Below are 25672 nucleotides of genomic sequence, written 5' to 3'. Positions count from 1 at the left end.
GCAAGACTCGCAGGGCGTGTCGCTGATCAGTCCGGCCTACTCCAGGCGGCTCGCCAACACTTCGATCAGATGGTCCATCACCCGGCGCACGGCCGCTGAACGACGGACATCGGCATGCACCGAAAGCCATAGCTCACGCGCATCGCCCGCCCGCAGCGGGGCTACCCGGACCAAGCCTGGATCGGGGTTGGCAATGAAACACGGCAACAACGCGACCCCAACGGCGGCCCGCGCAGCGGCTTGCTGGGCGTTGACGTCATTGCTACGCAGGATGAATGGGCGCTGGGCGGCGAATTCCTGCAGCCAGCGCTGCTGCGGAATATGTTCCAGGGACTCGGCAAAGCCGATGAATGTCCAGTCGGCCGGCGCCAGCGCCGCATAGGCCGGGCTGGCATAGAAGCCGAAGCGGACCTGTCCGACCCGACGCACGATGCGCCCCGCTTCATCGGGGCGTACGTAGCCGAGGGCGATGTCCGCCTCGCCGCGTTCCAGCGACGCCACGCTGGAAGTCGTATCCAGCACGATTTTCAAATCCGGACAGGTTGCACGCAGGGTCGCCAGGCTGGGCACCAGCAACCCGCTGGCCAACAACGCCAGGGTACTGACGCTGACGGTGCCGGACAGCCCCACGCTGCCTCGGGCATGACGCTCGACCTCGTCGACCAGCCGCTCCATCGGCTGGGCGATGGCCGCCAGCACCGCGCCGGCTTCGGTCAAACGCGACGCACGCGGCAAGCGCTCGAGCAACTTGAGCCCCAGGCTCGCCTCCAGGCTGGACACCCGCCGCCCCACCGTTGCGTGGTCGACACGCAACGCTTTCGCGGCGGCGGTCAGGGAACCCAGCCGGGCAACGACGATAAAGTGATGTAAATCCTGCCAATCGGTCATAGGTGCATATTCGCAACCTTGGCGTGCGCAAGCACGCGTTTTTTCCAAGAGAGCACCGCCCTATCCTGGCCTCGAGCGCGGCCCCCTTGGCCTGCGACCGCAGAAGGAGAGACACCTCGATGATTCTGTTCTATGCCCCTGGGGCCAGTTCGCTCGCCCCGCACATTCTGCTTCAGGTCAGCGGGCTCGGGTTTGCCCTGGAAAAGGTCGACCTCACGCACAAACGCTGGGCAGGCGGCGACTTCAACCTGATCAATCCCAAGTCCTACGTGCCGGTGCTGCAATTGGAGAACGGCCAGCGACTGACCGAGTGCAGCGTCATCCTGCAATACATCGCCGACGCGGTGCCTGAACAGAGGCTGCTGCCGGTCGTCGGCAGCTTCGCGCGTTACCAGGCGCTGCAATGGCTGAGTTTCCTGGGCATGGAGGTGCAGAAAAACTTCATCACCCCGGAACGTCACGGCGGGGTCGGCGCCAACTTCCTGGCCCGCACCGAGGCCGGCCAACAACAGACCCGGGAACGCGTGAGTCCGCGACTGGGGTTCATCGATCGCCACCTGGACGGCCGGGAGCATATGCTGGGCGAGGGCTTTTCGGCGCTCGACGCTTATCTGTTCACCCTGCTGACCTGGGCGCAACGCCTGGCCATCGACCTCGGGCACTGGCGCCACTTGAGTCGGTACTTCACCCACCTCGCGGCACACCCCGCCATCCGGCACGTGCTTGAAACCGAGGGACCGCCACATTCTCTACGGCCTGTTGACTAATGCCTTGGTGGGCGAGGCTCGCCAATCGATCGGCCTTGCCCTTCAGATGCCCTGCGCGGGTTCGCCTCGCTGGGCATCCTGGCGCAAAACCCGCTGAGCGCTCAGGGCAGCCTGAGGTATAGATGGATATCCTCGGGCTCCAGGCGGTACAGCGCCGGATCGGGGGCCTGCAACAGCTCGCAGCCCAGGCCACGGTAGAAATCCACGGTATTGCGCGAGGGCGTGGCCGAAACATAAAGCCCCTCCCCGCCCATGCGCCGCGCCTGTTCCACGGCAAGGCCGAACAGCCGCTGGCCCAGGCCGCGCCCGCGATACGCCTGGCCGACATGCAAAAACTTCAATTGGCGCAACGCCAGGCCGGCGTTGTGGATAACCCGGCAGTCGAGCACCGCGGCGGCCACCGGCCGTTCCTCGTCGAACACCCCGTACAGCCAGCCGCCACGCCGGTAACACTGTTGCAGGATCAAGGCGTCATGCTCGGCTTCGCCGGCGGGCCAGCCGGTCACCACCTCATGTTGGGGGTAACGCGACAAGTGCCCGTCCTGCAGGCGGTAGAACTCGTGGATCACTTCGGCGCGGTCGATGAGCTTGAGCTGCGGGATGTCGCTTTCCTGCAAAAGACGTTCGTGCATCATGCTGGCGGTTTCCCAAGGGCCGATTGTTTACGTATCGACACAGCTAATCATTTTTGCCCTTCAAGTGAACCGTTTATTCTGTTGGCCATCTGTTAACAGTCCGTCGTGCCCGACAAGGCCCGACCGCCAATTCCCATTGCCGATCCAGTGCGCAGCCAGGAAGGGCTCCGGATCGCCCCGACAAGGTTTACCCATGCACCGCAGGAATCTACTGAAAGCCTCGATGGCCCTCGCGGCCTATACCGGCCTCTCGGCCAGTGGCCTGCTCGCGGCCCGGGCCTGGGCGGGCGCGGCCGACGGCGACGCCCAGAACTTCGATTTCGACTGGCTCAAGGTCCAAGCGAAGACGCTGGCCGGCAGCGCCTACACCGACACCAAGCAGGTGCTGCCGCCGACCCTGGCGACCATGACCCCGCAGAACTTCAACGCGATCCGCTACGACGGCGACCACTCGCTGTGGAAAGAGCTGAACGGCCAGCTGGACGTGCAGTTCTTCCACGTCGGCATGGGCTTCAAGCAGCCGGTGCGCATGTACAGCGTCGACGCCAAGAGCCGTCAGGCGCGGGAGGTGCATTTCCGCCCGTCGCTGTTCAACTACCAAGGCACCAGCGTCGACACCGCGCAGCTCAAGGGCGACCTGGGTTTTGCCGGCTTCAAGCTGTTCAAGGCTCCGGAGCTGGACAAGCACGATGTGGTGTCGTTCCTCGGCGCCAGTTATTTCCGCGCGGTGGACAAGACCGGCCAGTACGGCCTGTCGGCCCGCGGCCTGGCCATCGACACCTACGCCAAGAAGCGTGAAGAGTTTCCCGACTTCACCAAGTTCTGGTTCGAGACGCCGGACAAGGACAGCACCCGTTTCGTGGTCTATGCCCTGCTCGACTCGCCGAGCGCCACCGGCGCCTACCGCTTCGACATCGACTGCCAGGCCGAGCGCGTGGTGATGGACGTCGACGCCCACGTCAACGCCCGCACCGCCATCGAGCAATTGGGCATCGCGCCGATGACCAGCATGTTCAGCTGCGGCACCCACGAACGGCGCATGTGCGACACCATCCACCCGCAGATCCACGACTCGGACCGCCTGGCCATGTGGCGCGGCAACGGCGAATGGGTCTGCCGGCCGCTGAACAACCCGGCGACCCTGCAATTCAACGCCTTCGCCGACAAGGACCCCAAGGGTTTCGGCCTGGTGCAGACCGACCACGAGTTCGCCAACTACCAGGACACCGTGGACTGGTACAGCCGGCGCCCGAGCCTGTGGGTCGAACCGACCACCGCCTGGGGCGAAGGCTCGGTCGACCTGCTGGAGATCCCGACCACCGGCGAGACCCTGGACAATATCGTGGCCTTCTGGACCCCGAAAAAACCGGTGGCCGCCGGCGAGTCGCTGAACTACGGCTACAAGCTGTACTGGAGCGCCCTGCCCCCGGTGGGCACGCCGCTGGCCCGGGTCAACGCCACCCGTTCGGGCATGGGCGGCTTCGTCGAAGGCTGGGCCCCGGGCGAGCATTACCCGCCGGTCTGGGCCCGGCGCTTTGCCGTGGACTTCAACGGCGGCGGCCTGGAGCGGCTGGAGGCCGGCACCGGCATCGAGCCGGTGGTCACCGCCTCGAACGGCCAGGTCAAGGACTTCCATGTGCTGAAGCTGGACGAGATCCAGGGTTATCGCGTGCTGTTCGACTGGTACCCGACCAACGACAGCGTCGACCCGGTGGAGCTGCGGCTGTTCATCCGCACCAACGACCGCACCCTGAGCGAAACCTGGCTGTACCAGTACTTCCCGCCGGCACCGGACAAGCGCAAGTACAGCTGAGGCCCTGCGCTCTTTCGGCCACCCCACAAAAAACCGGCCCTCGCAGGCCGGTTTTTTTAGGCTCCTTTCCCCTCACTCGCGCAGATCCGACTCGTGGATCGGCTGGTCGCGATGGGTCGCGCGCTGGTATTGCGCCGGCCAGACGGCCTTGTGTCCGTTCAGGTCGTCGTCGGCGTGCAGCGGCCAGTACGGGTCGCGCAGCAGTTCCCGGGCCAGGAAGATGATGTCGGCCTGGCAAGTGCGCAGGATGTGCTCGGCCTGGGCCGGCTCGGTGATCATGCCGACGGTGCCGGTGGCGATCCCCGACTCCTTGCGTACCCGCTCGGCGAAACGGGTCTGGTAGCCCGGGCCGGTGGGGATCTCGGCATTGGCCGCGGTACCGCCCGAGGAGACGTCGATCAGGTCCACGCCCAGGGCTTTCAGGCGGCGGGCCAGTTCGACGGTTTCGTCCGGATTCCAGCCGTCCTCCACCCAGTCGGTGGCCGACACCCGGACGAACAACGGCAGTTCCTGCGGCCACACCGCCCGCACCGCCTCGCTCACCTGCAACACCAGGCGGATGCGGTTCTCGAAAGAGCCGCCGTACTGATCGCGGCGCTGGTTGCTCAGCGGCGAGAGGAATTGATGCAACAGGTAACCATGGGCGGCGTGCACCTCGACCACCTTGAAACCGGCCACCAGGGCGCGCCTGGCGGCGGCGACGAAGTCCTGGACGATCGCCGCGATCTGCCCTTCGTCGAGCTGGACCGGCGGCGTGTGTTGCGGGTCGAAGGCGATCGGCGAAGGCCCGACCGGCACCCAGCCGCCGTCTTCGGGCTTGACGCTGCCGTGCTTGCCCAGCCAGGGGCGATGGGTGCTGGCCTTGCGCCCGGCGTGGGCCAGCTGGATGCCGGCGACCGCGCCCTGGGCGGCGATGAAACGGGTGATGCGCTGCAAGGGCGCGATCTGCTCGTCGTTCCACAGGCCCAGGTCCTGGGCGGTGATACGGCCGTCGGCGGTGATCGCCGTGGCCTCGGTGAAGATCAACCCGGCGCCGCCCACGGCGCGGCTGCCGAGGTGCACCAGGTGCCAGTCGTTGGCCAGTCCATCTACGCTGGAGTACTGGCACATGGGCGACACCGCGATGCGGTTGAGTAAGGTCAATTGACGAAGGGTATAGGGCTCAAGCAGCAGACTCATGGGGCACCTCTCGATCAGTGGTCAGGCTCCAGGGTTCTGTTTGAAAAGTCGACGAGTGACTGGAAAGGAACAGCGCCCGCCCCCGCGGGGAGAAAAAGGACAAGACGTCACAAGGCCAATCAAGCAGTGCTTAGAGCCTAGTCGACAACGGCGCAAGGAGCAGGGTTCCGACCTATTTTGCTGGGGAAGATAGTGCTGGCCTGACGTTTTTTCGCGAGCAAGCTCGCTCCTACAGGTACGACGCGATCCCTGCAGGAGCGAGCTTGCTCGCGATAGCGTCAGCAGCCTTAACGCGGTTCGATATGGGCAATCATCAACTGCACCGTTTCCTGGCCGCGGAACTCGTTGAGGTCCAGCTTGTAGGCCAGTTCCACCCAGCGGATGGTCGGGTTCGGCCAGATGTCGCGGTCGATGCCGAAGGCAATGCCGTCGAGCTTCACCGAGCCGCATTCGCTGCGCAGCACCACCTTGAGGTGACGCTCGCCGACCACGCGCTGCTCCACCAGCTGGAACACGCCATGGAACAGCGGCTCGGGAAAGTGCTGGCCCCAGGGCCCGGCATGGCGCAGGGCGCGGGCCAGTTCGAGGTGGAACTCTTCCACCGCCAGGGTGCCGTCCGAGAGCAGGCGCCCGGTCAGGTCCTCCTCGCGCAGCTGGCGCCGCACCTCGGCATCGAAGGCCTCGGCGAAAGCCGGGAAGTTCTGCTCCGGCAGCGACAGGCCGGCAGCCATGGCGTGACCGCCGAACTTGCTGATCAGGTCCGGATGCCGAGCCGCCACGGCGTCGAGGGCGTCGCGGATATGGAACCCCGGCACCGAGCGCGCCGAGCCCTTGAGCATGCCGTCGCCGGCATCGGCGAAGGCAATGGTCGGCCGGTGGTAACGCTCCTTCATCCGCGAGGCGAGGATACCGATCACCCCCTGGTGCCAGTCGGGCTCGAACAGGCACAGGCCGAACGGCATCGACTCCACCGGCAAGTCCTTGAGCTGGGCCAGGGCCTCGCGCTGCATGCCCTGCTCGATGGATTTGCGGTCCTGGTTCAACTCGTCCAGCTGGCCGGCCATTTCCCGCGCCAGGGCCATGTCGCTGCTGAGCAGGCATTCGATGCCCAGGCTCATGTCGTCCAGGCGCCCGGCGGCATTCAACCGCGGGCCGAGGATAAAACCGAGGTCGGTGGAGGTGATGCGCGACGCCTCGCGCTTGGCCACTTCGAGGATCGCCTTGATCCCCGGCCGCGCACGCCCGGCGCGAATCCGCTCCAGCCCCTGGTGCACCAGGATGCGGTTGTTGGCGTCCAGCGGCACCACGTCGGCGACGCTGCCCAGCGCCACCAGGTCCAGCAGCTCGCCGATGTTCGGCTGCGGCTTGCTCTCGTACCAACCCAGGCTGCGCAGACGCGCGCGCAGCGCCATCAGCACGTAAAAGATCACCCCGACCCCGGCCAGCGCCTTGCTCGGAAACTCGCAGCCGGGCTGGTTCGGGTTGACGATGGCGTCGGCCGCCGGCAGTTCGTGGCCCGGCAAGTGGTGGTCGGTGACCAGCACTTTCAACCCCGCCGCCTTGGCCGCTGCCACGCCCTCGACGCTGGAGATGCCGTTGTCCACGGTGATCAGCAACTGGGGCTGGCGTTGCAGCGCCACGGCGACGATTTCCGGGGTCAGGCCGTAGCCGTATTCGAAACGGTTGGGCACCAGGTAGTCGACATGGGCCGCGCCCAGCAGACGCAGGCCGAGCAGGCCCACGGTGCTGGCGGTGGCGCCGTCGGCGTCAAAGTCGCCGACGATCAGGATGCGTTCGCCCTGCTCCAGCGCCGCGACCAAGAGGTCCACCGCCGCCTCAATGCCCTTGAGCTGCTGGAACGGGATCAAGCGCGCCAGGCTCTTGTCCAGCTCGGCCTCGGACTGCACGCCACGGGCGGCGTACAGGCGGGTCAGCAACGGCGGCAGATCGCCGAGAAACGGCAGGGTGGCGGGCAACTCACGGGGTTCAATACGCATGGGGCGACAGAAGCTTCTCTTCGATACGGGGAATACGGCGAAACGGCGCGCGGCGCGGTGAACTCAGCGTTCGCCCAGCAGCCATTCCAACTGGACTTCGTGCTGGCCGCGATCGTCGGTGACGAAGATCGTGCCTTCGCTGATCATCACGTCCCACTTGATGACGCGTGGCATGTCCTTGGCGAGGATTTCCAGGACGTCCTGGGGCACGGCGGCGATGTTCAGGTTTTTCAGGTTCTTCACCGCGTCCACCACCCGGGTCTGCCAGACGCGCAGGCTGCCGTAGGCCAGGAGGCTGGTGCGCTCGGTGCGGCGCGAGCACCAGGTCAGGCGCTCGGCGTCCGGCTGGCCGACTTCGATCCAGTGCAGCACACGGTCGTCCAGGCTCTTTTCCCACAGGGCCGGCTCGTCCACTTCCGACAGGCCGCGGCCGAACGACAGCTGTTCGTTGTACCAGAGGGCGTAGGCCAGCAGGCGCACGGTCATGCGTTCTTCGGTTTCCGACGGATGGCGAGCGATGGTTTGCTTGACGCTCTCATAGACCCCGCGATCGAGGTCAGTCAGGTTCAATTCAAACTTGTAGGTAGTAGACGGCTGGGCCATGAACGGGGCTTCTTGATACGAGGAAAGGCGGCAAGTCTAACCGATGCGCGAGGCATTCCACGAATCCCCGGCCATCATCCTTTGGCGACGAAGCGTCGGCCTATGTTAAAAGGCTCTACCGTCCCGTCTTTGTCCTACAAAGGATCCTCCATGCCGCTTACCGCCAAACCCCTTGCCGGCCTGAAAGTCGTCGAACTCGGCACCCTGATCGCCGGCCCGTTCGCTTCGCGCATCTGCGCCGAATTCGGCGCCGAGGTGGTCAAGGTCGAATCGCCGGACGGCGGCGACCCGCTGCGCAAGTGGCGCAAGCTGTATGAAGGCACGTCGCTGTGGTGGTTCGTCCAGGCGCGCAACAAGAAATCCCTGACCCTGAACCTCAAGCACCCGGACGGCCTCGAGGTGCTGAAGAAGCTGTTGGCCGAGGCCGACATCCTGATCGAGAACTTCCGCCCCGGGGTCCTGGAAAAACTCGGCCTGGGCTGGGACACCCTGCACGCGCTGAACCCCAAGCTGGTGATGGTGCGCCTGTCCGGCTTCGGCCAGACCGGGCCGATGAAGGACCAGCCCGGTTTCGGCGCGGTCGGCGAGTCCATGGGCGGGCTGCGCTATATCACCGGTTTCGAGGACCGTCCGCCGGTCCGCACCGGCATTTCCATCGGCGACTCGATTGCCGCCCTCTGGGGTGTGATCGGCGCGCTCATGGCGCTGCGCCATCGCGAGGTCAACGGCGGCCAGGGCCAGGTGGTGGACGTGGCTTTGTACGAGGCGATCTTCGCCATGATGGAGAGCATGGTCCCGGAGTTCGACGTCTTCGGTTTTATCCGCGAACGCACCGGCAACATCATGCCCGGCATCACGCCCTCCTCCATCCACACCAGCGCCGATGGCAAGCATGTGCAGATCGGCGCCAACGGCGATGCGATCTTCAAGCGTTTCATGCAAATCATCGGCCGCGACGACCTGGCCGACGACCCGACGCTCGCCAGCAACGACGGGCGCGATAGCCGCCGCGACGAGCTGTACGGAGTCATCGATCGCTGGGTCAATTCGCTACCGCTGGACCGTGTGCTCGAACAGCTCAACCAGGCACAAGTCCCCGCCAGCCGGATTTTCAGCGCCGAGGACATGTTCAGCGATCCGCAGTTCCTGGCCCGGGAAATGTTCCTCCAGGCCAAGCTGCCGGACGGCAAGGCATTCAAGATGCCGGGCATCGTGCCGAAACTCTCGCAAACGCCGGGTTCGTCCGAATGGGTTGGCCCCGCGCTGGGCGAACACACGGCCCAGGTACTGGAAGCCCTGGGCTACGACGCCGGACAGATAAAGGAGCTGCGCGACAGTGGTGCGATCTGAACCTTGATGAGTGTGTTGCCACATAGAACCGACGGCCGAGCGAGCCTGCGCGGCAAGCGAATGCTTCGCGCCCTGCAGTTATCGATCCTGCTGACGCTCGGCACCTTGCCGCAACTCAGCCACGCCCGGGACACCCTGCTCTGGATCCTGCGCGACCTGCCGCCGATGACGATTTTCGAGGGCCCGCAAAAGGGCCTCGGGGTCATCGATCAGGCGCTGCCCGCGCTGATGGCCAGCCTGCCCGAGTACGACCACCAGGTGGTGCACGTCAACCGTGCCCGGGGCCTGCAGATGCTGCGGGAACTGCCCTTCGTCTGCGACCCGGCCTTGCTGTTCAACAGCCAGCGGGCCCAGTGGATCGCGTTTTCCATCCCCAGCCTGCGCATGCTCAGCAACAGCCTGGCCGCGCGCCGCCAGGACCGCCCCGGCCTGCAAGCGTTCATCCATGAAGAACAGATCGACCTGCCCGCGCTCCTGGCCAGCACCGAGCACAGCGTGGGGGTGGTCGCCGAGCGCAGTTACGGCGAGCAGATCGACAGCCTGCTCAAACAGGCGCCGGCCCATGCACTGGTGGCCCACTACGGCAACAGCGCGGTCGGCAACCTGCTGCAGATGCAGCAGCACGGACGCCTGGAAACCCTGCTCGGCTATCAGCCGGAGATCCGTTTCCAGGCCCAGCGCCAAGGCATCGACCCCGGCGGCCTGGAGTTCTACCCGATCCAGGGCATGCCCAAGTATCAGTCAGTGAATGTCGGTTGCTCGAATACCCCGCAAGGCCGGCAGGCGGTGGAACACATCAACCAGGCCCTGATCGGATTGCGCGAAGGCACCTTGCTCGAGCTCTACGCCCAATGGCTGGAACCGGCGCTGCGCGAGCAATACCGCAGCGACGCCCTGGCGTTTTTCCACGAACCGGCGCAGCCCTGAAAAAATCCGGACAAAAAGAAACCCCGAGCAGTGGGGAGACGACTCGGGGTTAAACGTGGTCTGAAACCAGACCCGTACAACAAGCGACAAGCACCGGAGCACAATGCTTGATCCTGTTGCCAAGGGTCTGACTGATGGCCTGGCGCGAAGGTTCCCGAAATAATCGATCAGCGCGCGCTATCGAATGCCTTTTCCCGGGCCACATTGCGCAAGGCCGCAATGACACAGGGCTCCAGGCGGCCCTCGGCAATCAGAATGTCGCGATGCAGGCCGTCGACGACATCGGTCAACAGGTGCTTGTCGGTCAACTGGGCCTGATTGAACTCACGTTCGAGCACGATGGCCCCCAAGGCATTCTTCAACGTCACCAGGCATTCGCCTTGTGTGCCCGGGGTCAGAGTTACCTGGTACGGGCTCAAAGCTTCACCCAACAATAGGCTGATACTTTCCATCTCGATCACCACTCAATAGCTCGAATTAAGGCTCGAATACACAGATGCCGGTAGCTTTCTGACATTCAAGTGACCATCGCCCGGAGAAGAAAGTTCGCAGCCGCCGAGGGCTGTCGACCTGAGTTGATCCAGCATGCCCGCAAAACATGACAGATAAAAAACAGCCCGGATCAGACTAGAATCGGCACATCGAAGCAAAACCGGCGGGTGCCGCCGAGCGCGCGAGCAGCGCCTCAAGCAGCGTACCGCGCGTCCGGACCGGGTAAATTTCCAGGTTTCGGGCAGGTTTCTTTGACAGACGAGGGCCATCCAGCCCTCTTCGCGATCGGTTTTCAAAGCCCCCGGGGTATGGCGACGGGGCGTGTGCGCAATGCGGCCTTCTCACCGGAGTGAGTTTTGAACCAAACGTCCAATAAAAAACTGCGGATCGTCCTGGCCGACGATCACCCGATCTTCCTCATCGGCCTGCGGGCCGTCCTGGAGCGCGACGACAACCTGGAGATCGTCGGCGAAGCCAGCTCCCCGACAGCCCTTTGCGAGCTGCTGCAACGCTGTCCCTGCGAAGTGCTGATCACCGACTTCATGATGCCCAGCGAACAGCAGAACGACGGCCTGCGGCTGATCGAACACCTGCGTCGGCATCACCCGCAGTTGCCGGTCGTGGTGGTGACCATGCTCAACAATGCCGGGCTGTTCCGCTCGATTCTCGACCTTGGCGTCATGGGCCTGCTGAGCAAGGCCAGCCTGGCCGACGAGTTGCCCGCGGCGATCAGCCATGTGCGCCGCGACAAAGTGTTTGTCGCCCGGGCCATCCAGCAACTCCTTAGCCTAGCGGGCGAGGTCGGACCGGATCGGCTGCTGTCCGGGGAACAGCTGTCGCCCCGCGAGCTCGAAGTCATCCGGCTGCTGGCGGCCGGGCTGACGGTCGGGGAAATCGCCGCCAAGCTCAACCGCAGCAAAAAGACCGTCAGCACGCAGAAGGTCAGCGCCATGCGCAAACTCGGCCTGGCCAGCGCCGCGGCGCTGTACATCTATGTCCAGGAACACGGGCTGGCCTGAAGGCCGGTTCAGCTAGCCTCTTGCGCGAAATCGTCGCGCCGGCGCCGGGCGATCCACTGGCGCACGGCGACCGCGCTCATGGGCTCGGCGATGAAACAGCCTTGCAGGCGCGCCTGCCCCAGTTTTTTCGCCGCCTGATAATCGGCGGCGCTCTCGATACCGGCCAGCACCAGGCCCAGCGACATGCGCCGCGCCATGCTCATGGCACCGGCCACCACCGCCGCCTTGCGCTCGTCGCTGGCCAGCCCGCAGACGAACGCCGGAGGAATCTTCAGCTCGGTGAACGGCAACTCCAGCAGGCGCTGCAAGCTGGTGCCGCCGGTGCCGAAGTCGCCGATCGACAACTTGCAACCGATCATGCGCAGGCGCAACAGTGCCTCGACATGGGCGGTATCGGTCTGCAACTCAGTGGTCTCGATCACCTCCAGCGTCAGCAGCCGGGCCGGCACCTCGAAACGCCGCAGCAAGGCTTCCAGCTGGCGCGGGAAGTTCGGCAACTCCAGCATGCCCACCGGGATGTTCACCGCGATGGCCAGCGAGCGGCCCATGACCAGGCGCACCCCGGCCGACAACTGCATGGCCTGCTCCAGCATGAGCCAGGTGAAGGTTTCTTCCAGGCCGGCGAACTCGATGACCGGCAAAAACTCGGCGGGCAGCATCACGCCATGTTCCGGGTGCTGCCAGCGCGCCAGCGCCTCGACGCCCAGGACTTCGCCGTCATGGCCGACCACCGGCTGGAAGTGCGCCAGCCCATGGCGCAGGACGGCCGCCTGCCCTTCCTCGGCGGTCGGGGCCTGCGGCTGGAACACATCCAACGCCAGGGTGTCGCGCACCTGGGCCAGGGACAAGGCCTGCGGGCCCGGCTCGAAACATTGCTGGTAGAGGCCCAGCAACTCGTTGACCAGGGTCACCGAGGCTGGCTTGGGCAGGCAGCCGAGCACCTTCAGGCCTTGCTGCCGGGCCATGGCCGCGGCGCCTTCGCGGACATCCGCCTGCGCATCGCTGAGGATGATCAGCGCCTTCGCCCGTTGCTCCTGCGCCAGGTAACGGATCAGCTCCAGGCCGTCGGCCTGCTCCAGGTACAGATCGCAGATGGCGATGTCCACCGGCCCCTTGCTGTCCAGGGATTGCCGGGCAGCGGCCACGCTTTCGGCATTCAAGACGTTGAACACGCCATTGGCATTGAGCATCTGGTGCAGAGCCATCAGCTGGAACGAATTGTCTTCAAGAACGAGCACTTTCAATCTGTGCATGGAACGGCCTCCGATACGGCAAGCGCAGCGAGAATCCGCAGCGGGGCATACGTTAATCGGGAAAAGTCCTACGCCCCATAGGACAAGTCCTAATCCCCCAGGTACGGCTCGATATCGCTGCGCAAACACCCAATGGCGTCTTTCAGGCGCGCCCAGTGCCCCGCCAGCGCCGACGTCGAGCGGCTGCGCACAGCGGCCTCCAGCTCGATACAGACCTGGGCCAGCGGCAGCGCGTCGATCAGGCAGCACACCCCTTTCAGGCGGTGGGTGGAGGTGGCGATACGGCCCCAGTCCTGGTCCTGCACCGCCGCCTCCAGGGCCGTCCGCTCCTGGGCCAGGTTGTTCCACAGCTCGCGCAGCATGCGTTGCAGGACCGGTCCGTCGGCCTGGGTCATGGAGCGCAGGGTTTGGATATCGAAGGACGGTGGCGGCAGGAACCGCGCCAATACCTGCGCCAGCCGGTCCAGGGTCACCGGCTTGACCAGCAGCTCGTCCATGCCGGCCTGTTCGCAGCGCTGTTGCTCGTCCTCGAAGGCATTGGCCGTGCAGCCGATCAGCGGGCAGGCGTCGCGCCCTTCCCGCTCCTCGATCCGGCGTATCGCCTCGCTCAGCTGGTAGCCGTTCATACCGGGCATGTGGCAATCGGTCATCACCAGGTCGAACGCCTCGACCTGCCAGCGCGCCAGCGCCGCCTCGGCGCTGTCGAGCGCCACCACCTTATGCCCGAGGAACATCAATTGCTGGCTGAGCACCATGCGATTGGCCCGCAAGTCGTCGACCACCAGCACCGACATGCGCCGGCTCTGCGGACGCTCGACACTGGCCTGCGACGCCTGGCCGAAGTCCTCTACGACCTGCTCCGGGTAGAGTTCCAGGGTCACCGTGGTCCCCACGCCGGGCTCGCTCTGCACCAGGATGCGCCCGCCCATCAGCTCCACCAGCTGCTTGCAGATGCTCAGGCCCAGCCCGGTTCCGCCCTGCTCCGCCGCCGTCTGCACATGGGCCTGGATGAACGGGTCGAACAGGCTCGCCTGCTTTTCCGGGCTGATGCCCGGGCCGGTGTCGGCGACGCTGACGCACAGACGGTCGGCGCCATGCTCGTCGGCCTGGCGCTCGACCGACATCCGCACCTCGCCGGCCTGGGTGAACTTCAGGGCATTGCTCAGCAGGTTGTGCAGCACCTGGCGCAAGCGCAGCGGGTCGAGCCAGTAGGAACCTTGCGCGGCCGTGTCGAAGGCCAGCGTCAAGTGCAAGCCCTTGCTGCGCGCGGTGACCTCGAACAATTGCTGGATGTCTTCGAAGAAGTCGCGCAGGACCACGGTCTGCGGCGCCAGTTGCATGTGCCCGGCCTCGATCTTGGCCAGGTCGAGGTTGTCGCCCACCAGGCCGACCAGTTCCTGCGCCGATTGATAGGCCACGCGCAACGCTTCCGAAAACGGCAGGCCGCGCAGGTGCGCCTGTTCCTTTTCCAGCTCCAGCAACCCGATGATCGCGTTCATCGGGGTGCGGATCTCATGGCTCATGGTCGAAAGGAAGGCACTTTTGGCGTAGTTCGCCTGGTCCGCCGCGCGGCGCGCTTCCAGCAGTTGTTCCTCCAGGCGCTTGCGCTCGGTGATATCGATCCAGCCGCCCAGCAGCCCCTGCAATTCGCCCTCGGCGCTGTAGAACGGCACCGTCCATTGATAGACCTGCACCGGGCCGCTCCTGGACTCGATCTGACGGTCGACGAACACCGACTCTTGCGATTCCAGCTGCGTGAGGAACTCGAGGTGCAACTGCCTGGCCGTGGCCTCGGGCAACACATCCAACTCGGTCAGGCAGCGCCCCTTGAGCTCTTCCAGGCGCATGCCGGTCTGGACTTCGTAACTTCGGTTGCAAGTGATCAGGCGCCCGGCCAGGTCGCGGACGAAGATCGGGTTGGGAATCCCGTCGAGCAAGGCGCGCTTGAACGCCAGTTGGTCATTGAGCCGTTGCTCGGCTTGCAGACGCTGGCGGATCTGCCCCTTGAGCCGGCTGCTCCAGGCCAGGGACAGCAGGCCGAACAGAATGGCGGTGAAGGTGGCCCAGTAGATCCACATCGGCACCCGCTGCCACATGGGAACCGGCACCGGCGTCGCCCCCAGCCATTTCAGGCGGATGGCGCTCAGCTCGGCCACCGGGAACGCTTCCAGGGCCTTGTTGAGGATACTCAGCAACTCGGGCTGGTCGCGGCGCACCGACAACTCGTCGGCTGACCATTTGCCCTCGACGCTGCGGCCGATGCGCAACCCGTCCTCCGGATAACCCTGCACCTCGACTTCGTTCTGGATGGTCGCGTCGGCTTCGCCGCTGGCCACCAGGGCCCGCGCCTCTTCGTAGGTGCCGACCGAACGCAGGCGGATCTTCGGGTAGTTCTCCCGCACGTAACTCTCCAGCGCGTGCCGGGCCGGCAGCGCGAGCACCTGGCCCGCCAGCTGCTTGAAGGTATGCAGCTGGACGTCGTCGCCGCGGACCACGAACACCCAGGCCGAACCGCCAAAGGGATGGGTGAAATCGAGGAAGCCGCAGCGCTCGTCGTTGGCCGACAACGTGGTGTTCATCTGCGCCTGCCCCTTGAGCAACATGTCCAGGGTGTGGGCCGTGGAAAAGCTTTCCTCCTGGACGAAATGCAGACCGGTCATGCGCGATATGCGATTGAGCAGGTCGATGTTCAGCCCGGCCCACTGGCCGTCCTTATCCTTGAAGATGTAGGGCGGAAGCTGTTTGGAGGCAACCACCACGTGCTGATGTTCGAGCAGCCAGGCGCGCTCCTCCTTGCTCAGCTTGATCCGCTCGCCACTGGTGCTGGCGCCCAGCCCGGTGGTCCAGCGAGCCAGGATCTCGCGCCGCGTGGAGTCATCGATGCTCGCCAGCGCCTGCTCGATCACTCGGCCCAGCAGCGGGTCGGTCCGTCGCGTGGCGAAGGAAAAACCGGTCGGCGGCAACCGGCTGCCGGTACGAACCTGCAACCCCAGGTAAGGCCGCAGCGCCTCGTAGGCGCGGACGATCACCTCGTTGCCGATAAAGGCGTCGACATCTCCCTGTTTCAGGGCTTCCAGGCCACTGTAGAGGTTCGGCGAGAGCATGATCTGGCTGTGCGGATAGGCCTCGTGGGCGACCTTGGCGTCCGCATAGCCTTCCAGCAGTACCACTTTCTTGCCAGCCAGGTCCTCCGCCACGTTGGCGTCGTCCCGACGAACCACCACCACCGTGCGATCGGGCATGTAGTCGCTGGAAAAGTGCAGCCCCGCGACGCCACGCTCGTAGCCGTTGGCGCTGGTGAGAATGTCGATCGTCCCGTTGCGCAGCGCCTCGACCGCCTGCTCGCGTTCGGAGAACCCCAGGACCTCCAGGGGCACGCCCAGGCGCTCGCCGACCAGGCTCAAGTAATCGGCGCTGATGCCCTGGTAGCGATTGCGGTCGCGGGTGATGTCGATCGGCTGATAGTCGTCGGTGGAAATACCCACCTTCAAGGTGCCGCGGCCTGCCAGCCATTGCCGCTCGGTCGCCGTCAGTACCAGCGGCGACAGTTCGACGAAGGCCGGTGCCAGCTTGAACGGCAGGTTCTGCGCCGCCATGAGGCACGGGGCCGCAAACAGCATCGCCAAAACCATCAATGTGCGCAAAACCGGGTGCGGCAGCATAACCATCCTGTGAGTGATCCTCGGCGCAGCGCTGCCCTGTCCTTGAAGGAGCGTCGCCATGAACAGCCTGAATATAAAAAATAAAGCCCGTCAGAGACGGGCTTTGTACTCGATCGAGGTCACTCGATCAAAGCGGTTTGCCGCGATTGCCGTGCTGGCCGACGAAGGCCTGGACCGCCTTCAGGTCGTTGGCCAGGACGGTGCAGCGCTCCTCGCGCTGGAACAGGTCGGCCAGGTGCGCCGGCAATTCCAGGGCCTTGCCGACCCCGGCCTGCTCCACCGCATCGGGGAATTTCACCGGATGCGCGGTACCCAGCACCACCATCGGGATATCCAGGCTGCGGCGGCACTCGCGGGCGGCTTTCACGCCGATCGCGGTGTGCGGATCGAGCACCTCGCCGGTCTGGGCGAAGACTTCGGCGATGGTCTCGCAGGTCTGCGCGTCGTCCACGGCCAGGGAGTCGAACAGCTTGCGCGCTTCGGTCCAGCGTTCCTGTTCGACGCTGAAACCGCCGCCTTGCTTGAAGGAATCCATCAGCCCGGCCAGCGCGGCGCCGTTGCGGCCGTGCAGGTCGAACAGCAGGCGCTCGAAGTTCGACGAGACCATGATGTCCATCGACGGCGACAGGGTGGCGTGCAGGGTTTCCTTGACGTACTGGTTGCCGCTCATGAAGCGGTGCAGGATGTCGTTGCGGTTGGTGGCGACGATCAACTGGTTGATCGGCAGGCCCATGTTGCGTGCCAGGTAGCCGGCGAAGATATCGCCGAAGTTGCCGGTCGGTACCGAGAACGCCACCGAACGCGCCGGGCCGCCCAGCTGCAGGGCCGCGTGGAAGTAGTAGACGATCTGGGCCATGATCCGCGCCCAGTTGATCGAGTTCACCGCCACCAGGCGCGTGCCCTTGAGGAACCCCTGGTCGGCGAAGCTGGCCTTGACCATTTCCTGGCAGTCGTCGAAGTTGCCTTCGATGGCGATGTTGTGGATGTTCTCGCCCAGGATGGTGGTCATCTGCCGGCGCTGCACTTCGGACACACGATTGTGCGGGTGCAGGATGAAGATATCGACGTTGTCGCAACGCTTGCAGCCTTCGATGGCCGCCGAACCGGTGTCGCCGGAGGTGGCGCCGATGATCACCACACGCTCGCCGCGCTTCTCCAGCACGTAGTCCAGCAGGCGACCCAGCAGTTGCAGGGCGAAGTCCTTGAACGCCAGGGTCGGGCCGTGGAACAGCTCCAGGACCCACTCGTTGCCGTTCAGCTGGCGCAGCGGGGCGATGGCGTTGTGGGAGAAGACGCCGTAGGTCTCTTCAAGGATCTTCTTGAAGTCGGCGTCCGGAATGCTGCCGGTGACGAACGGACGCATGACCCGGAACGCCAGCTCGTGGTACGGCAGGCCAGCCCAGGAGGCGATTTCCTCCTGGGTGAAGCGTGGCAGGTTTTCCGGCACGTACAGGCCGCCGTCGCTGGCCAGGCCGGCCAGCAGGACGTCTTCGAAATTCAGGGCCGGCGCCTGGCCGCGGGTGCTGATGTAACGCATGACTGGCTCCTCTAAAAAGGGTTCTCAAGCAGGGGACGAGGCCCCCGCAACGAAAAATTAGTTCAGGTGCTCGACGCGGATCCGCATGACGGGACCGACCACGCCCTGCAGGGCTTCCAGCGCGGTGATCGCATCGTTGATGCGTTGTTCCACCACCCGGTGAGTCAGCAGGATCATCGGCACCAGGCCGTCGTGCTCCTCGACCTCTTTCTGCATGATCGACTCGATATTGATGCCGCGCTCCGAAAGGATGCTCGCCACCTGGGCCAGCACGCCCGGGTGATCCTTGGCCTGGATGCGCAGGTAGTAGGCGCTTTCACAGGCTTCGATCGGCAGGATCGGGTGCGCCGACAGCGAGTCCGGCTGGAAAGCCAGGTGCGGCACGCGGTTTTCCGGGTCGCTGGTCATGGCGCGAACCACGTCCACCAGGTCGGCGATCACCGACGACGCGGTTGGCTCCATGCCGGCGCCAGCGCCGTAGAACAGGGTCGAGCCCGCGGCGTCGCCGTTGACCATCACCGCGTTCATCACCCCGTTGACGTTGGCGATCAGGCGGTCGGCCGGGATCAGCGTCGGGTGCACGCGCAGCTCGATACCGGCCTCGGTACGGCGGGCGACGCCCAGGTGCTTGATGCGATAGCCCAGGGCCTCGGCGTAGTTCACATCGGCGGTGGTCAGCTTGGTGATGCCTTCGGTGTAGGCCTTGTCGAACTGCAGCGGAATACCGAAGGCGATGGACGCCAGGATGGTCAGCTTGTGCGCCGCGTCGATGCCTTCGACGTCGAAGGTCGGATCGGCTTCGGCGTAACCCAGGGCCTGGGCTTCGGCCAGCACGTCTTCGAAGGTGCGACCCTTCTCGCGCATTTCGGTAAGGATGAAGTTACCGGTGCCGTTGATGATGCCCGCCACCCAGTTGATACGGTTGGCCGACAGGCCTTCGCGGATCGCCTTGATGACCGGAATACCGCCCGCCACGGCCGCCTCGAACGCCACGATCACGCCTTTCTCGCGGGCCTTGGCGAAAATTTCGTTGCCGTGTACGGCGATAAGCGCCTTGTTGGCGGTGACCACATGCTTGCCATTCTCGATGGCCTTGAGTACCAGCTCGCGGGCAACGGTATAGCCGCCCATCAGCTCTATCACGATGTCGATCTCAGGGTTCGTGGCCACTTCGAACACATCGTTGGTAATCGCAATACCGGTCGTTTGGAACTGAGGCTTCGGCGTGCGCATGGCAATTTGTGCCACTTCGATTCCACGCCCGGCACGACGAGCGATTTCCTCGGCGTTGCGCTGAAGTACATTGAAGGTACCGCCACCGACGGTACCCAGCCCACAGATGCCCACTTTGACCGGATTCACTCTGAACTCCCCATGAAACGGCCGACACTAGGTCGGCCGTGGAAAACAGCCGCAAACCGCGCGGCTCTCTATTAATGGCGAGGCGGCCACAACCGCCGCGCCATGCATCGTCAAGGACGACGCAGGATTATTTCGCGCCCAGCGCCAGTTTGGCGACTTGCGGCGCAGGCTGGTAGCCCGGAATCACTTGGCCGTCGGCCAAAACGATGGCCGGCGTACCGTTCACCCCGATCGACTGGCCCAGGGCGAATTGCTTGGAAACCGGGTTGGCGCATTTGGCGGCCTTGATTTCCTTGCCGTCGACCATCTTGTCCATCGCCGCTTTCTTGTCGGCCGAACACCAGACCGCCTGCAACTGCTCGTCGCCCGGCGAACCCAGGCCCTGGCGCGGGAAGGCGACATAACGCACTTCCACGCCCATCTTGTTCAGCTCGGGCACTTCGGCGTGCAGCTTGTGGCAGTACGGGCAGGTGGTGTCGGTGAAGACGGTGATGTGGGTCTTGGTTTCGCCAATGGCCGGATAAACCACGGTTTCCGTGACCGGAATGCCGTTGATCAGCTTGGCAACGCCCAGGCGCTCGGTCTTTTCGGTCAGGTTGACCGGCTTGCCGTCCTTGAGCTGGAACAGGTAGCCCTGCATCACGAACTGGCCGTCGGCGCTGGCGTACAGCACGCGGCTGCCCTTGAGTTTGACTTCGTACAGGCCGGCCAGCGGGCTGGCGCTGATGCTTTCCACCGGCACCTCGAGCTGCAGGCCCTGAAGGCTTTTACGAATGGCTTTTTCGGCGGCGTCATCGGCCATGACAAAGGTGCTGACCAACGCAATGGCTGCGGCGGCGAAAATCTGGGTCACGCGCATGGGAACTCCTGGAGGCGGACAAATGGGACGGTCAGAACGCCCGTATGGGATACCGGGTCATGACCGCCCACTTTAGAAACCGGCAAAGCCTACCACATAAGGCCCGCCTGGCGGGCTCCGGCTCGCGCAAGCCGGCCATTGGCCGATCAACGTCGCCCTCCCAGCCTCGCCATTGGTCGCCGCTGCCGAGCCCGCGAGGCGGCGCAGCTGTCGTAAACAGGTATGACGGAGTGTCTGCGAGGCCTCGCGCTTGCTGCACAGTCGAACGCAGCCTTCGGCAGCGGCTACGGCTCAGCCGCGCGGATGGTGCTTGGCGTGCAGGTCCTGCAAGCGGGCGCGAGCGACATGGGTGTAGATCTGGGTGGTCGACAGATCGCTGTGGCCGAGCAGCATCTGCACCACCCGCAGGTCGGCGCCATGGTTCAGCAGATGGGTGGCGAAGGCGTGACGCAACGTATGCGGCGACAGCGACTTGCCGATCCCGGCGACCTTGGCCTGGTGCTTGATCCGGTGCCAGAACGTCTGGCGGGTCATCTGCTCGCCGCGCAGGCTGGGGAACAGCACATCGCTGGGGCGCCCGCCGAGCAGCTCGCCGCGGCCGTCGCGCATATAGCGCTCGACCCAGACAATCGCCTCCTCGCCCATTGGCACCAGGCGCTCCTTGCTGCCCTTGCCCATCACCCGCAGCACGCCCTGGCGCAAGTTGACCTGCTCCAGGGTCAGGCTGACCAGTTCGGTGACCCGCAGGCCGCAGGCATACAGCACTTCGAGCATGGCCCGGTCGCGCTGGCCGATGGCCTCGCTCAGGTCGGGCGCCGCCAGCAGGGCCTCGACATCGGCCTCCGACAGGGACTTGGGCAACGGCCGCCCCAGTTGCGGCATATCGACTTGCAGGGTGGGGTCGACGGCAATCAGTTTTTCCCGCAGCAGATAACGATAGAACCCGCGCGCGCCGGAGAGAAAGCGCGCCGTCGAACGCGGCTTGTAGGCTTGTTCCAGGCGCCAGGCGAGGTGGTCGAGAATCAGCTCGCGGCCCGCGTTCGGCAGCTCCAGCCCCCGCTCCTGCAGCCAACCGTTGAACAACGCCAGATCGCTGCGATACGCCTCCCGGGTGTTGTCCGAGAGGCCCTTTTCCAGCCAGAGCGCATCGAGGAAACGGTCGATCAGAGGGTGGTCGATGGCGGGCATAAATACTCGAAAAGCGCCGCCATGGGCGACGCAAGAAAAAATAGTGAACTGTGCGCAGGGTCGTTAGTCTTTCATAGCCCGCAATTTCAAGGAACAGGGAGCTTCAATGAACGAACAACAGATTCTGTTGGCCTTTGGCGGCATCGGCGTGGCGGCTGTGGGCTGCCAATGGCTGGCCTGGCGCCTGAAATTGCCGGCCATTCTGTTCCTGCTGTTGAGCGGGATTCTCGCCGGCCCGGTGCTCGGCTGGCTCGACCCTCAGGAGCTGTTCGGACCGCTGCTGATGCCCCTGGTATCGCTGGCCGTGGCCTTGATCCTGTTCGAGGGCAGCCTGACCCTGCACCTCTCGGAATGGCGCGAGATCGGCAAGGTGGTGCACCGGCTGGTGACCGTCGGCGCGCTTTCGACCTGGGCCGTGATCACCCTGGCCACCCATTGGCTGCTGGGCTTCGACTGGCTGCTGGCACTGCTGTTCGGCACCCTGACCCTGGTCACCGGGCCCACGGTGATCGTGCCCATGCTGCGCGTGGTGCGACCCAAGGCATCGATCGCCAACATCCTGCGCTGGGAAGGCATCGTCATCGACCCGATCGGCGCCCTGCTGGCGGTGGTGGTCTACAGCTTCATCATCGCCAGCGCCGAGGGCCAGGGCCTGCAGCACAGCCTGCTGACCTTCGGCGGGGTGATCCTGTGCGGCAGCCTGTTCGGCATTGTCGGCGGCTGGCTGCTGGGCAGCGTCATGCGTCGCCAGTGGCTGCCGGAGTACCTGCATAACCTGGCCACCCTGGCCTCGGTATTGGGCATTTTCATCGGCGCCAACCAGGTGATGCATGAGTCCGGCCTGCTGGCAGTGACCTTGATGGGCATGTGGATGGCCAACATGAAGGACGTCGACGTACGGCATATCCTGCACTTCAAGGAAAACCTCAGCGTGCTGCTGATTTCCGGCCTGTTCATCCTGCTGGCGGCACGCCTGGACCTGGTCGCCCTGATTGCCCTCGGGCCGCTGGTGCTGATCCTGTTGCTGGTGATCCAATTCGTCGCCCGGCCGTTGAACGTGCTGTTGTCCACCGCCGGTTCCAACCTGAGCTGGCGCGAGCGCGCCTTGCTGGCCTGGATCGCGCCGCGGGGCATTGTCGCCGCCGCCGTCTCGGCGATCTTCGCCATCCGCCTGGACCAGGCCGGCCACGAAGGCGCGCTGCTGCTGGTGCCGCTGACCTTTGCGGTGATCATCGGCACCGTGGTGCTGCAAAGCGCCACCGCCCGCCCCCTGGCACGCTTGCTGAAGGTCGCGGAACCGGCGCCGAGCGGCTTCCTGATCGTCGGCGCCAACGCCCCGGCCCGCGCCATCGGCAAGGCGCTGCAACAGTTGGGTAGCCGCGTGCTGTTGACCGACTCCAGCTGGGAAAACATTCGCGCCGCGCGCATGGACGGCCTGCCGACCTACTTCGGCAACCCGGCGTCGCAGCACGCCGACGCCCATCTGGACCTCGTGGGGCTTGGCCATCTGCTGGCGCTATCGCCCTCCGGCGAGCTGAACACCCTGGCCTCCATGCGTTTTCGCCACGACTTCGGCCATCAGCGCCTGTTTGCCCTGGCCAACAGCCAGGAAAGCCGGCGTACCGACAAACACCGCACCAGCCACGAACACCGCGGGCACCTGCTGGGCAACGAGACCCTGTCCTATAGCAAGCTGGCCAGCCTGCTGGGCCAGGGCGCGGAGCTGTACAGCACCAACCTGACCGAAGGTTTTAGCTGGGAGGACTACCAGGCGCTGCATGGCGAACGAGCGACCCTGCTGTTCGCCCGCGACAACAGCGGCTGGGTGCATGTGGTGACGTCGGATAGCGCCTTCAAACCCGGAGCGGGCTGGACCCTGGTGGCGTTGATTCAGAAGGACACGGCGGCGGGTTGAAGGGCATCGCCAGCAAGCTCGCCCCTACAATCAGTCGGCGAAGCCCGGTAGCACTGGCACCGGGCGCTTGTCGCCGTCGATGGCGACAAAGCTGAATAGGCCGTGAATGGCCTTCTCCCGCCCGTCGCAGCTCATGCTTTCGACGAACACCTCGACCTCGACCTTGAGGCTGGTGTTGCCGACCTTCACCACCCTTCCCACCAGCTCGACGATGGAGCCCGCGGCAATCGGGTGGTTGAAGTCGATCCGGTCGGTGGACACGGTCACCAGCGGCAACCGGCAGAAACGCGTGGCGGCGATGAACGACACTTCGTCCATCCAGGCCAGCGCCGTGCCGCCGAACAGGGTGTTGTGATGATTGGTGGTCGACGGGAATACCGCCTTGGTCACGCGGGTCACCGAGAGCTCGGTGCGGCGCTGGATTTCTTGCTCGCGGGAATTCATGGTTCTACTGCCTGAAACACACTTCGGGGATAAATGACGGACAACAAAAAAGCAGCCCGTAGGCTGCTTTTTTCTGCATCGGAAGCTGGACTTAAGCCAGTTTTTCCTTGATGCGAGCTGCTTTACCCGACAGGTCGCGCAGGTAGTACAGCTTGGCTTTACGTACGTCGCCGCGACGCTTGACAGCCATGCTGTCGATTTGCGGGCTGTAGGTCTGGAAAGTACGCTCTACGCCAACACCGTTGGAGATTTTACGAACGGTGAATGCACTGTTCACGCCGCGGTTACGCTTGGCGATGACAACGCCTTCGAACGCTTGCAGACGGGAACGATCGCCTTCCTTCACTTTCACCTGAACGACAATGGTGTCGCCCGGGGCAAAGGCTGGGATCTCTTTGGTCATCTGCTCTGCTTCGAGTGCAAGGATGATTTTGTTGGTCATGCTGTGCTCCTAAGGTAAATCGTCGGATCTACCATCGATACGTTGTTAACTATCGTCCCGCTCGCGGATGTATTCCTCGAGCAGCTTCTTCTCTTCTCCAGAAAGCGAGCGGCTTTCCAGAAGATCGGCGCGTCGTTCGTAGGTCCGACCAAGGGACTGCTGCAAACGCCAACGCCGGATGTGTGCATGGTTGCCACTTAGCAACACGTCGGGAACACGCTGATCCGCATACACCTCCGGTCGGGTGTAGTGCGGGCAATCCAGCAGACCATCCGTGAAGGAATCTTCCTCCGCGGAATCTGCATGCCCTAAAGCTCCAGGCAGCAGTCGCGTAACCGCATCGATCAGGACCATCGCCGGCAGCTCGCCACCGGAGAGTACATAGTCGCCAATCGACCACTCTTCATCGACATGAGCATCAATAAAACGCTCGTCAATGCCTTCATAACGACCGGCAATCAGGATCAATGCATCCTCATTCGCCAACTCGCGAACCGCCGACTGAGTCAGTTTGCGGCCCTGGGGCGACAGGTAGATCACCTTCGCGCCCTCCCCGGCTGCCTGCCTGGCCTGAACCAGAGCATCTTCCAGGGGCTTGATCTTCATCACCATGCCCGGGCCACCGCCAAATGGGCGATCGTCCACAGTGTGATGTCGATCCGTGGTGTAGTCTCGCGGATTCCAACAGGTCAGCTGCAACAGCCCCTGCTTCACCGCGCGGCTGGTTATGCCGTAGTCGCTGATGGCGGAAAACATCTCGGGAAACAAACTGATCACTTCTACGCGCAAGTTAGCCACGCTTAGAAGTCCGCATCCCATTCCACCTTCATCTCGCCCGCGGCCAAGTCGACGGCCAACACGCATTGCTCGGTATAGGGCAACAGGCGTTCGCGATCATCCAGGCTGCCAGCGCAAGGCTTGACCACCATTACATCGTTCGAGCCGGTCTCCAGCAGGTGATCGATCTTCCCGAACAATTGTCCGTGAGTGTCGATGACCTTGAGACCTTGCAGCTGGTACCAGTAGTACTCGCCGTCGGTCAGTTCAGGGAACAGGTTGCGCGGCACGCAGATCTCATAACCGGCCAGAAGACGCGCTTCTTCACGATCGTCGAGACCCTTGAGCTTTGCGACCAGGAATTTTTCATTCCCGCGTCCGCTGACCAGCTCAACCTGTTTCACGCTACCTTCGCGCTTGAGCGTCCAGGTTTTGTAATCCAACAGGTTTTTAATCGGATCAGTAAAGGAATAAACCTTCACTTCGCCGCGAACGCCGTGAACAGAATAGATTTTGCCGATAACGATCAAATCATCAGCAGGAGCAGGCGTCGCGTTCATAGG

22 protein-coding genes are annotated in these 25672 nt (G+C 64.3%); 6 read left to right on the top strand and 16 right to left on the bottom strand.

The window, feature by feature from the left end; genetic code table 11:
• Window positions 1-36: 36 nt before the first annotated feature.
• Window positions 37-888 (bottom strand): LysR family transcriptional regulator, encoded by an 852-nt coding sequence (locus BTN82_RS05015; RefSeq protein ID WP_075118054.1) that lies wholly within the window; start codon window positions 886-888, stop codon window positions 37-39.
• Between the two features lie 119 nt (window positions 889-1007).
• Between BTN82_RS05015 and BTN82_RS05010 the strand changes: the two genes are divergently transcribed.
• Window positions 1008-1655: a glutathione binding-like protein gene (locus BTN82_RS05010; protein ID WP_075118053.1), complete on the top strand. Its 648-nt coding sequence runs from the start codon at window positions 1008-1010 to the stop codon at window positions 1653-1655.
• Window positions 1656-1756: 101 nt separating this feature from the next.
• Here BTN82_RS05010 and BTN82_RS05005 read toward each other — a convergent pair whose 3' ends face one another.
• Window positions 1757-2290, bottom strand: coding sequence for a GNAT family N-acetyltransferase (locus BTN82_RS05005; protein WP_075118052.1), 534 nt, complete (start codon window positions 2288-2290; stop codon window positions 1757-1759).
• 193 nt (window positions 2291-2483) lie between these two features.
• On the opposite strand from BTN82_RS05005, the gene BTN82_RS05000 reads away from it, so the two are divergent.
• On the top strand, window positions 2484-4103 hold the full coding sequence (locus BTN82_RS05000; RefSeq protein ID WP_075118051.1) for a glucan biosynthesis protein D: 1620 nt from the start codon (window positions 2484-2486) through the stop codon (window positions 4101-4103).
• 72 nt (window positions 4104-4175) lie between these two features.
• Here the strand turns inward: BTN82_RS05000 and BTN82_RS04995 are convergent, their stop codons facing one another.
• The 3 genes from BTN82_RS04995 to BTN82_RS04985 all read right to left on the bottom strand — a co-directional run bounded on the left by BTN82_RS04995 (window position 4176) and on the right by BTN82_RS04985 (window position 7882).
• Window positions 4176-5282, bottom strand: a complete 1107-nt coding sequence (locus BTN82_RS04995) for an NADH:flavin oxidoreductase/NADH oxidase (protein ID WP_075118050.1) — start codon at window positions 5280-5282, stop codon at window positions 4176-4178.
• Window positions 5283-5569: 287 nt separating this feature from the next.
• The gene (gene recJ / locus BTN82_RS04990; protein ID WP_075118049.1) at window positions 5570-7279 is read right to left on the bottom strand and encodes a single-stranded-DNA-specific exonuclease RecJ; all 1710 of its coding nucleotides are present in this window, start codon (window positions 7277-7279) and stop codon (window positions 5570-5572) included.
• 63 nt (window positions 7280-7342) lie between these two features.
• Complete coding sequence (locus tag BTN82_RS04985) at window positions 7343-7882, bottom strand: YaeQ family protein (RefSeq protein WP_075118048.1); 540 nt, start codon at window positions 7880-7882, stop codon at window positions 7343-7345.
• 150 nt (window positions 7883-8032) lie between these two features.
• On the opposite strand from BTN82_RS04985, the gene BTN82_RS04980 reads away from it, so the two are divergent.
• Window positions 8033-9232, top strand: coding sequence for a CaiB/BaiF CoA transferase family protein (locus tag BTN82_RS04980; RefSeq protein WP_075118047.1), 1200 nt, complete (start codon window positions 8033-8035; stop codon window positions 9230-9232).
• Window positions 9233-9292: 60 nt separating this feature from the next.
• Complete coding sequence (locus BTN82_RS04975) at window positions 9293-10159, top strand: TIGR02285 family protein (RefSeq protein ID WP_075118046.1); 867 nt, start codon at window positions 9293-9295, stop codon at window positions 10157-10159.
• 167 nt (window positions 10160-10326) lie between these two features.
• Here the strand turns inward: BTN82_RS04975 and BTN82_RS04970 are convergent, their stop codons facing one another.
• Window positions 10327-10611 carry a DUF3509 domain-containing protein gene (locus tag BTN82_RS04970; RefSeq protein ID WP_075118045.1) on the bottom strand — a complete coding sequence of 95 codons (285 nt, stop codon included), beginning with the start codon at window positions 10609-10611 and terminating at the stop codon, window positions 10327-10329.
• Between the two features lie 396 nt (window positions 10612-11007).
• On the opposite strand from BTN82_RS04970, the gene BTN82_RS04965 reads away from it, so the two are divergent.
• The gene (locus tag BTN82_RS04965) at window positions 11008-11670 is read left to right on the top strand and encodes a response regulator transcription factor (protein WP_075118044.1); all 663 of its coding nucleotides are present in this window, start codon (window positions 11008-11010) and stop codon (window positions 11668-11670) included.
• A gap of 8 nt (window positions 11671-11678) precedes the next feature.
• Here BTN82_RS04965 and BTN82_RS04960 read toward each other — a convergent pair whose 3' ends face one another.
• The 6 genes from BTN82_RS04960 to xerD all read right to left on the bottom strand — a co-directional run bounded on the left by BTN82_RS04960 (window position 11679) and on the right by xerD (window position 21531).
• Complete coding sequence (locus BTN82_RS04960; protein WP_075118043.1) at window positions 11679-12923, bottom strand: EAL domain-containing protein; 1245 nt, start codon at window positions 12921-12923, stop codon at window positions 11679-11681.
• A gap of 89 nt (window positions 12924-13012) precedes the next feature.
• Window positions 13013-16585, bottom strand: a complete 3573-nt coding sequence (locus BTN82_RS04955; protein WP_075118042.1) for an ATP-binding protein — start codon at window positions 16583-16585, stop codon at window positions 13013-13015.
• A 127-nt stretch (window positions 16586-16712) separates the two neighbouring features.
• The gene (thrC, locus tag BTN82_RS04950) at window positions 16713-18122 is read right to left on the bottom strand and encodes a threonine synthase (RefSeq protein WP_075118041.1); all 1410 of its coding nucleotides are present in this window, start codon (window positions 18120-18122) and stop codon (window positions 16713-16715) included.
• 57 nt (window positions 18123-18179) lie between these two features.
• Window positions 18180-19484: a homoserine dehydrogenase gene (locus BTN82_RS04945; RefSeq protein ID WP_075118040.1), complete on the bottom strand. Its 1305-nt coding sequence runs from the start codon at window positions 19482-19484 to the stop codon at window positions 18180-18182.
• A 127-nt stretch (window positions 19485-19611) separates the two neighbouring features.
• Entirely contained in the window at window positions 19612-20343 is a 732-nt protein-coding gene (locus BTN82_RS04940; protein WP_075118039.1) for a thioredoxin fold domain-containing protein, read from the bottom strand.
• A gap of 291 nt (window positions 20344-20634) precedes the next feature.
• Window positions 20635-21531, bottom strand: a complete 897-nt coding sequence (xerD, locus tag BTN82_RS04935; protein WP_075118038.1) for a site-specific tyrosine recombinase XerD — start codon at window positions 21529-21531, stop codon at window positions 20635-20637.
• 106 nt (window positions 21532-21637) lie between these two features.
• Here xerD and BTN82_RS04930 point away from each other — a divergent pair, with 106 nt between their 5' ends.
• On the top strand, window positions 21638-23446 hold the full coding sequence (locus BTN82_RS04930) for a cation:proton antiporter (protein ID WP_075118037.1): 1809 nt from the start codon (window positions 21638-21640) through the stop codon (window positions 23444-23446).
• Window positions 23447-23476: 30 nt separating this feature from the next.
• Here BTN82_RS04930 and BTN82_RS04925 read toward each other — a convergent pair whose 3' ends face one another.
• From BTN82_RS04925 to rimM, 4 genes are all read right to left on the bottom strand, one after another.
• Window positions 23477-23890 carry an acyl-CoA thioesterase gene (locus BTN82_RS04925; RefSeq protein ID WP_075118036.1) on the bottom strand — a complete coding sequence of 138 codons (414 nt, stop codon included), beginning with the start codon at window positions 23888-23890 and terminating at the stop codon, window positions 23477-23479.
• Window positions 23891-23981: 91 nt separating this feature from the next.
• Entirely contained in the window at window positions 23982-24332 is a 351-nt protein-coding gene (gene rplS, locus BTN82_RS04920; RefSeq protein WP_009047143.1) for a 50S ribosomal protein L19, read from the bottom strand.
• Window positions 24333-24377: 45 nt separating this feature from the next.
• On the bottom strand, window positions 24378-25151 hold the full coding sequence (gene trmD / locus BTN82_RS04915; RefSeq protein ID WP_186828352.1) for a tRNA (guanosine(37)-N1)-methyltransferase TrmD: 774 nt from the start codon (window positions 25149-25151) through the stop codon (window positions 24378-24380).
• Window positions 25133-25669: a ribosome maturation factor RimM gene (gene rimM / locus BTN82_RS04910; RefSeq protein WP_075118034.1), complete on the bottom strand. Its 537-nt coding sequence runs from the start codon at window positions 25667-25669 to the stop codon at window positions 25133-25135. The genes trmD and rimM overlap by 19 nt, the downstream gene beginning before the upstream one ends.
• Window positions 25670-25672 lie beyond the last annotated feature (3 nt).

Source organism: Pseudomonas chlororaphis (assembly GCF_001921865.1).
Taxonomy (GTDB): Bacteria; Pseudomonadota; Gammaproteobacteria; order Pseudomonadales; family Pseudomonadaceae; genus Aquipseudomonas; species Aquipseudomonas chlororaphis_D.
This window is presented reverse-complemented; position numbering and strand designations above follow the sequence as displayed.

Excerpts from the sequence above, each read along its gene's own strand:
- BTN82_RS04955 (WP_075118042.1), bottom strand. The coding sequence starts at position 16,585 with ATGCTGCCGCACCCGGTTTTGCGCACATTGATGGTTTTGGCGATGCTG.
- BTN82_RS04960 (WP_075118043.1), bottom strand. The coding sequence starts at position 12,923 with ATGCACAGATTGAAAGTGCTCGTTCTTGAAGACAATTCGTTCCAGCTG.
- BTN82_RS04975 (WP_075118046.1), top strand. The coding sequence starts at position 9,293 with ATGCTTCGCGCCCTGCAGTTATCGATCCTGCTGACGCTCGGCACCTTG.
- rimM (WP_075118034.1), bottom strand. The coding sequence starts at position 25,669 with ATGAACGCGACGCCTGCTCCTGCTGATGATTTGATCGTTATCGGCAAA.
- BTN82_RS04970 (WP_075118045.1), bottom strand. The coding sequence starts at position 10,611 with ATGGAAAGTATCAGCCTATTGTTGGGTGAAGCTTTGAGCCCGTACCAG.
- BTN82_RS04930 (WP_075118037.1), top strand. The coding sequence starts at position 21,638 with ATGAACGAACAACAGATTCTGTTGGCCTTTGGCGGCATCGGCGTGGCG.
- BTN82_RS04940 (WP_075118039.1), bottom strand. The coding sequence starts at position 20,343 with ATGCGCGTGACCCAGATTTTCGCCGCCGCAGCCATTGCGTTGGTCAGC.
- recJ (WP_075118049.1), bottom strand. The coding sequence starts at position 7,279 with ATGCGTATTGAACCCCGTGAGTTGCCCGCCACCCTGCCGTTTCTCGGC.
- trmD (WP_186828352.1), bottom strand. The coding sequence starts at position 25,151 with ATGGGATGCGGACTTCTAAGCGTGGCTAACTTGCGCGTAGAAGTGATC.
- thrC (WP_075118041.1), bottom strand. The coding sequence starts at position 18,122 with ATGCGTTACATCAGCACCCGCGGCCAGGCGCCGGCCCTGAATTTCGAA.
- BTN82_RS04985 (WP_075118048.1), bottom strand. The coding sequence starts at position 7,882 with ATGGCCCAGCCGTCTACTACCTACAAGTTTGAATTGAACCTGACTGAC.
- BTN82_RS04980 (WP_075118047.1), top strand. The coding sequence starts at position 8,033 with ATGCCGCTTACCGCCAAACCCCTTGCCGGCCTGAAAGTCGTCGAACTC.
- BTN82_RS05000 (WP_075118051.1), top strand. The coding sequence starts at position 2,484 with ATGCACCGCAGGAATCTACTGAAAGCCTCGATGGCCCTCGCGGCCTAT.
- BTN82_RS05010 (WP_075118053.1), top strand. The coding sequence starts at position 1,008 with ATGATTCTGTTCTATGCCCCTGGGGCCAGTTCGCTCGCCCCGCACATT.
- rplS (WP_009047143.1), bottom strand. The coding sequence starts at position 24,332 with ATGACCAACAAAATCATCCTTGCACTCGAAGCAGAGCAGATGACCAAA.
- BTN82_RS05005 (WP_075118052.1), bottom strand. The coding sequence starts at position 2,290 with ATGATGCACGAACGTCTTTTGCAGGAAAGCGACATCCCGCAGCTCAAG.
- BTN82_RS05015 (WP_075118054.1), bottom strand. The coding sequence starts at position 888 with ATGACCGATTGGCAGGATTTACATCACTTTATCGTCGTTGCCCGGCTG.
- BTN82_RS04925 (WP_075118036.1), bottom strand. The coding sequence starts at position 23,890 with ATGAATTCCCGCGAGCAAGAAATCCAGCGCCGCACCGAGCTCTCGGTG.
- BTN82_RS04995 (WP_075118050.1), bottom strand. The coding sequence starts at position 5,282 with ATGAGTCTGCTGCTTGAGCCCTATACCCTTCGTCAATTGACCTTACTC.
- xerD (WP_075118038.1), bottom strand. The coding sequence starts at position 21,531 with ATGCCCGCCATCGACCACCCTCTGATCGACCGTTTCCTCGATGCGCTC.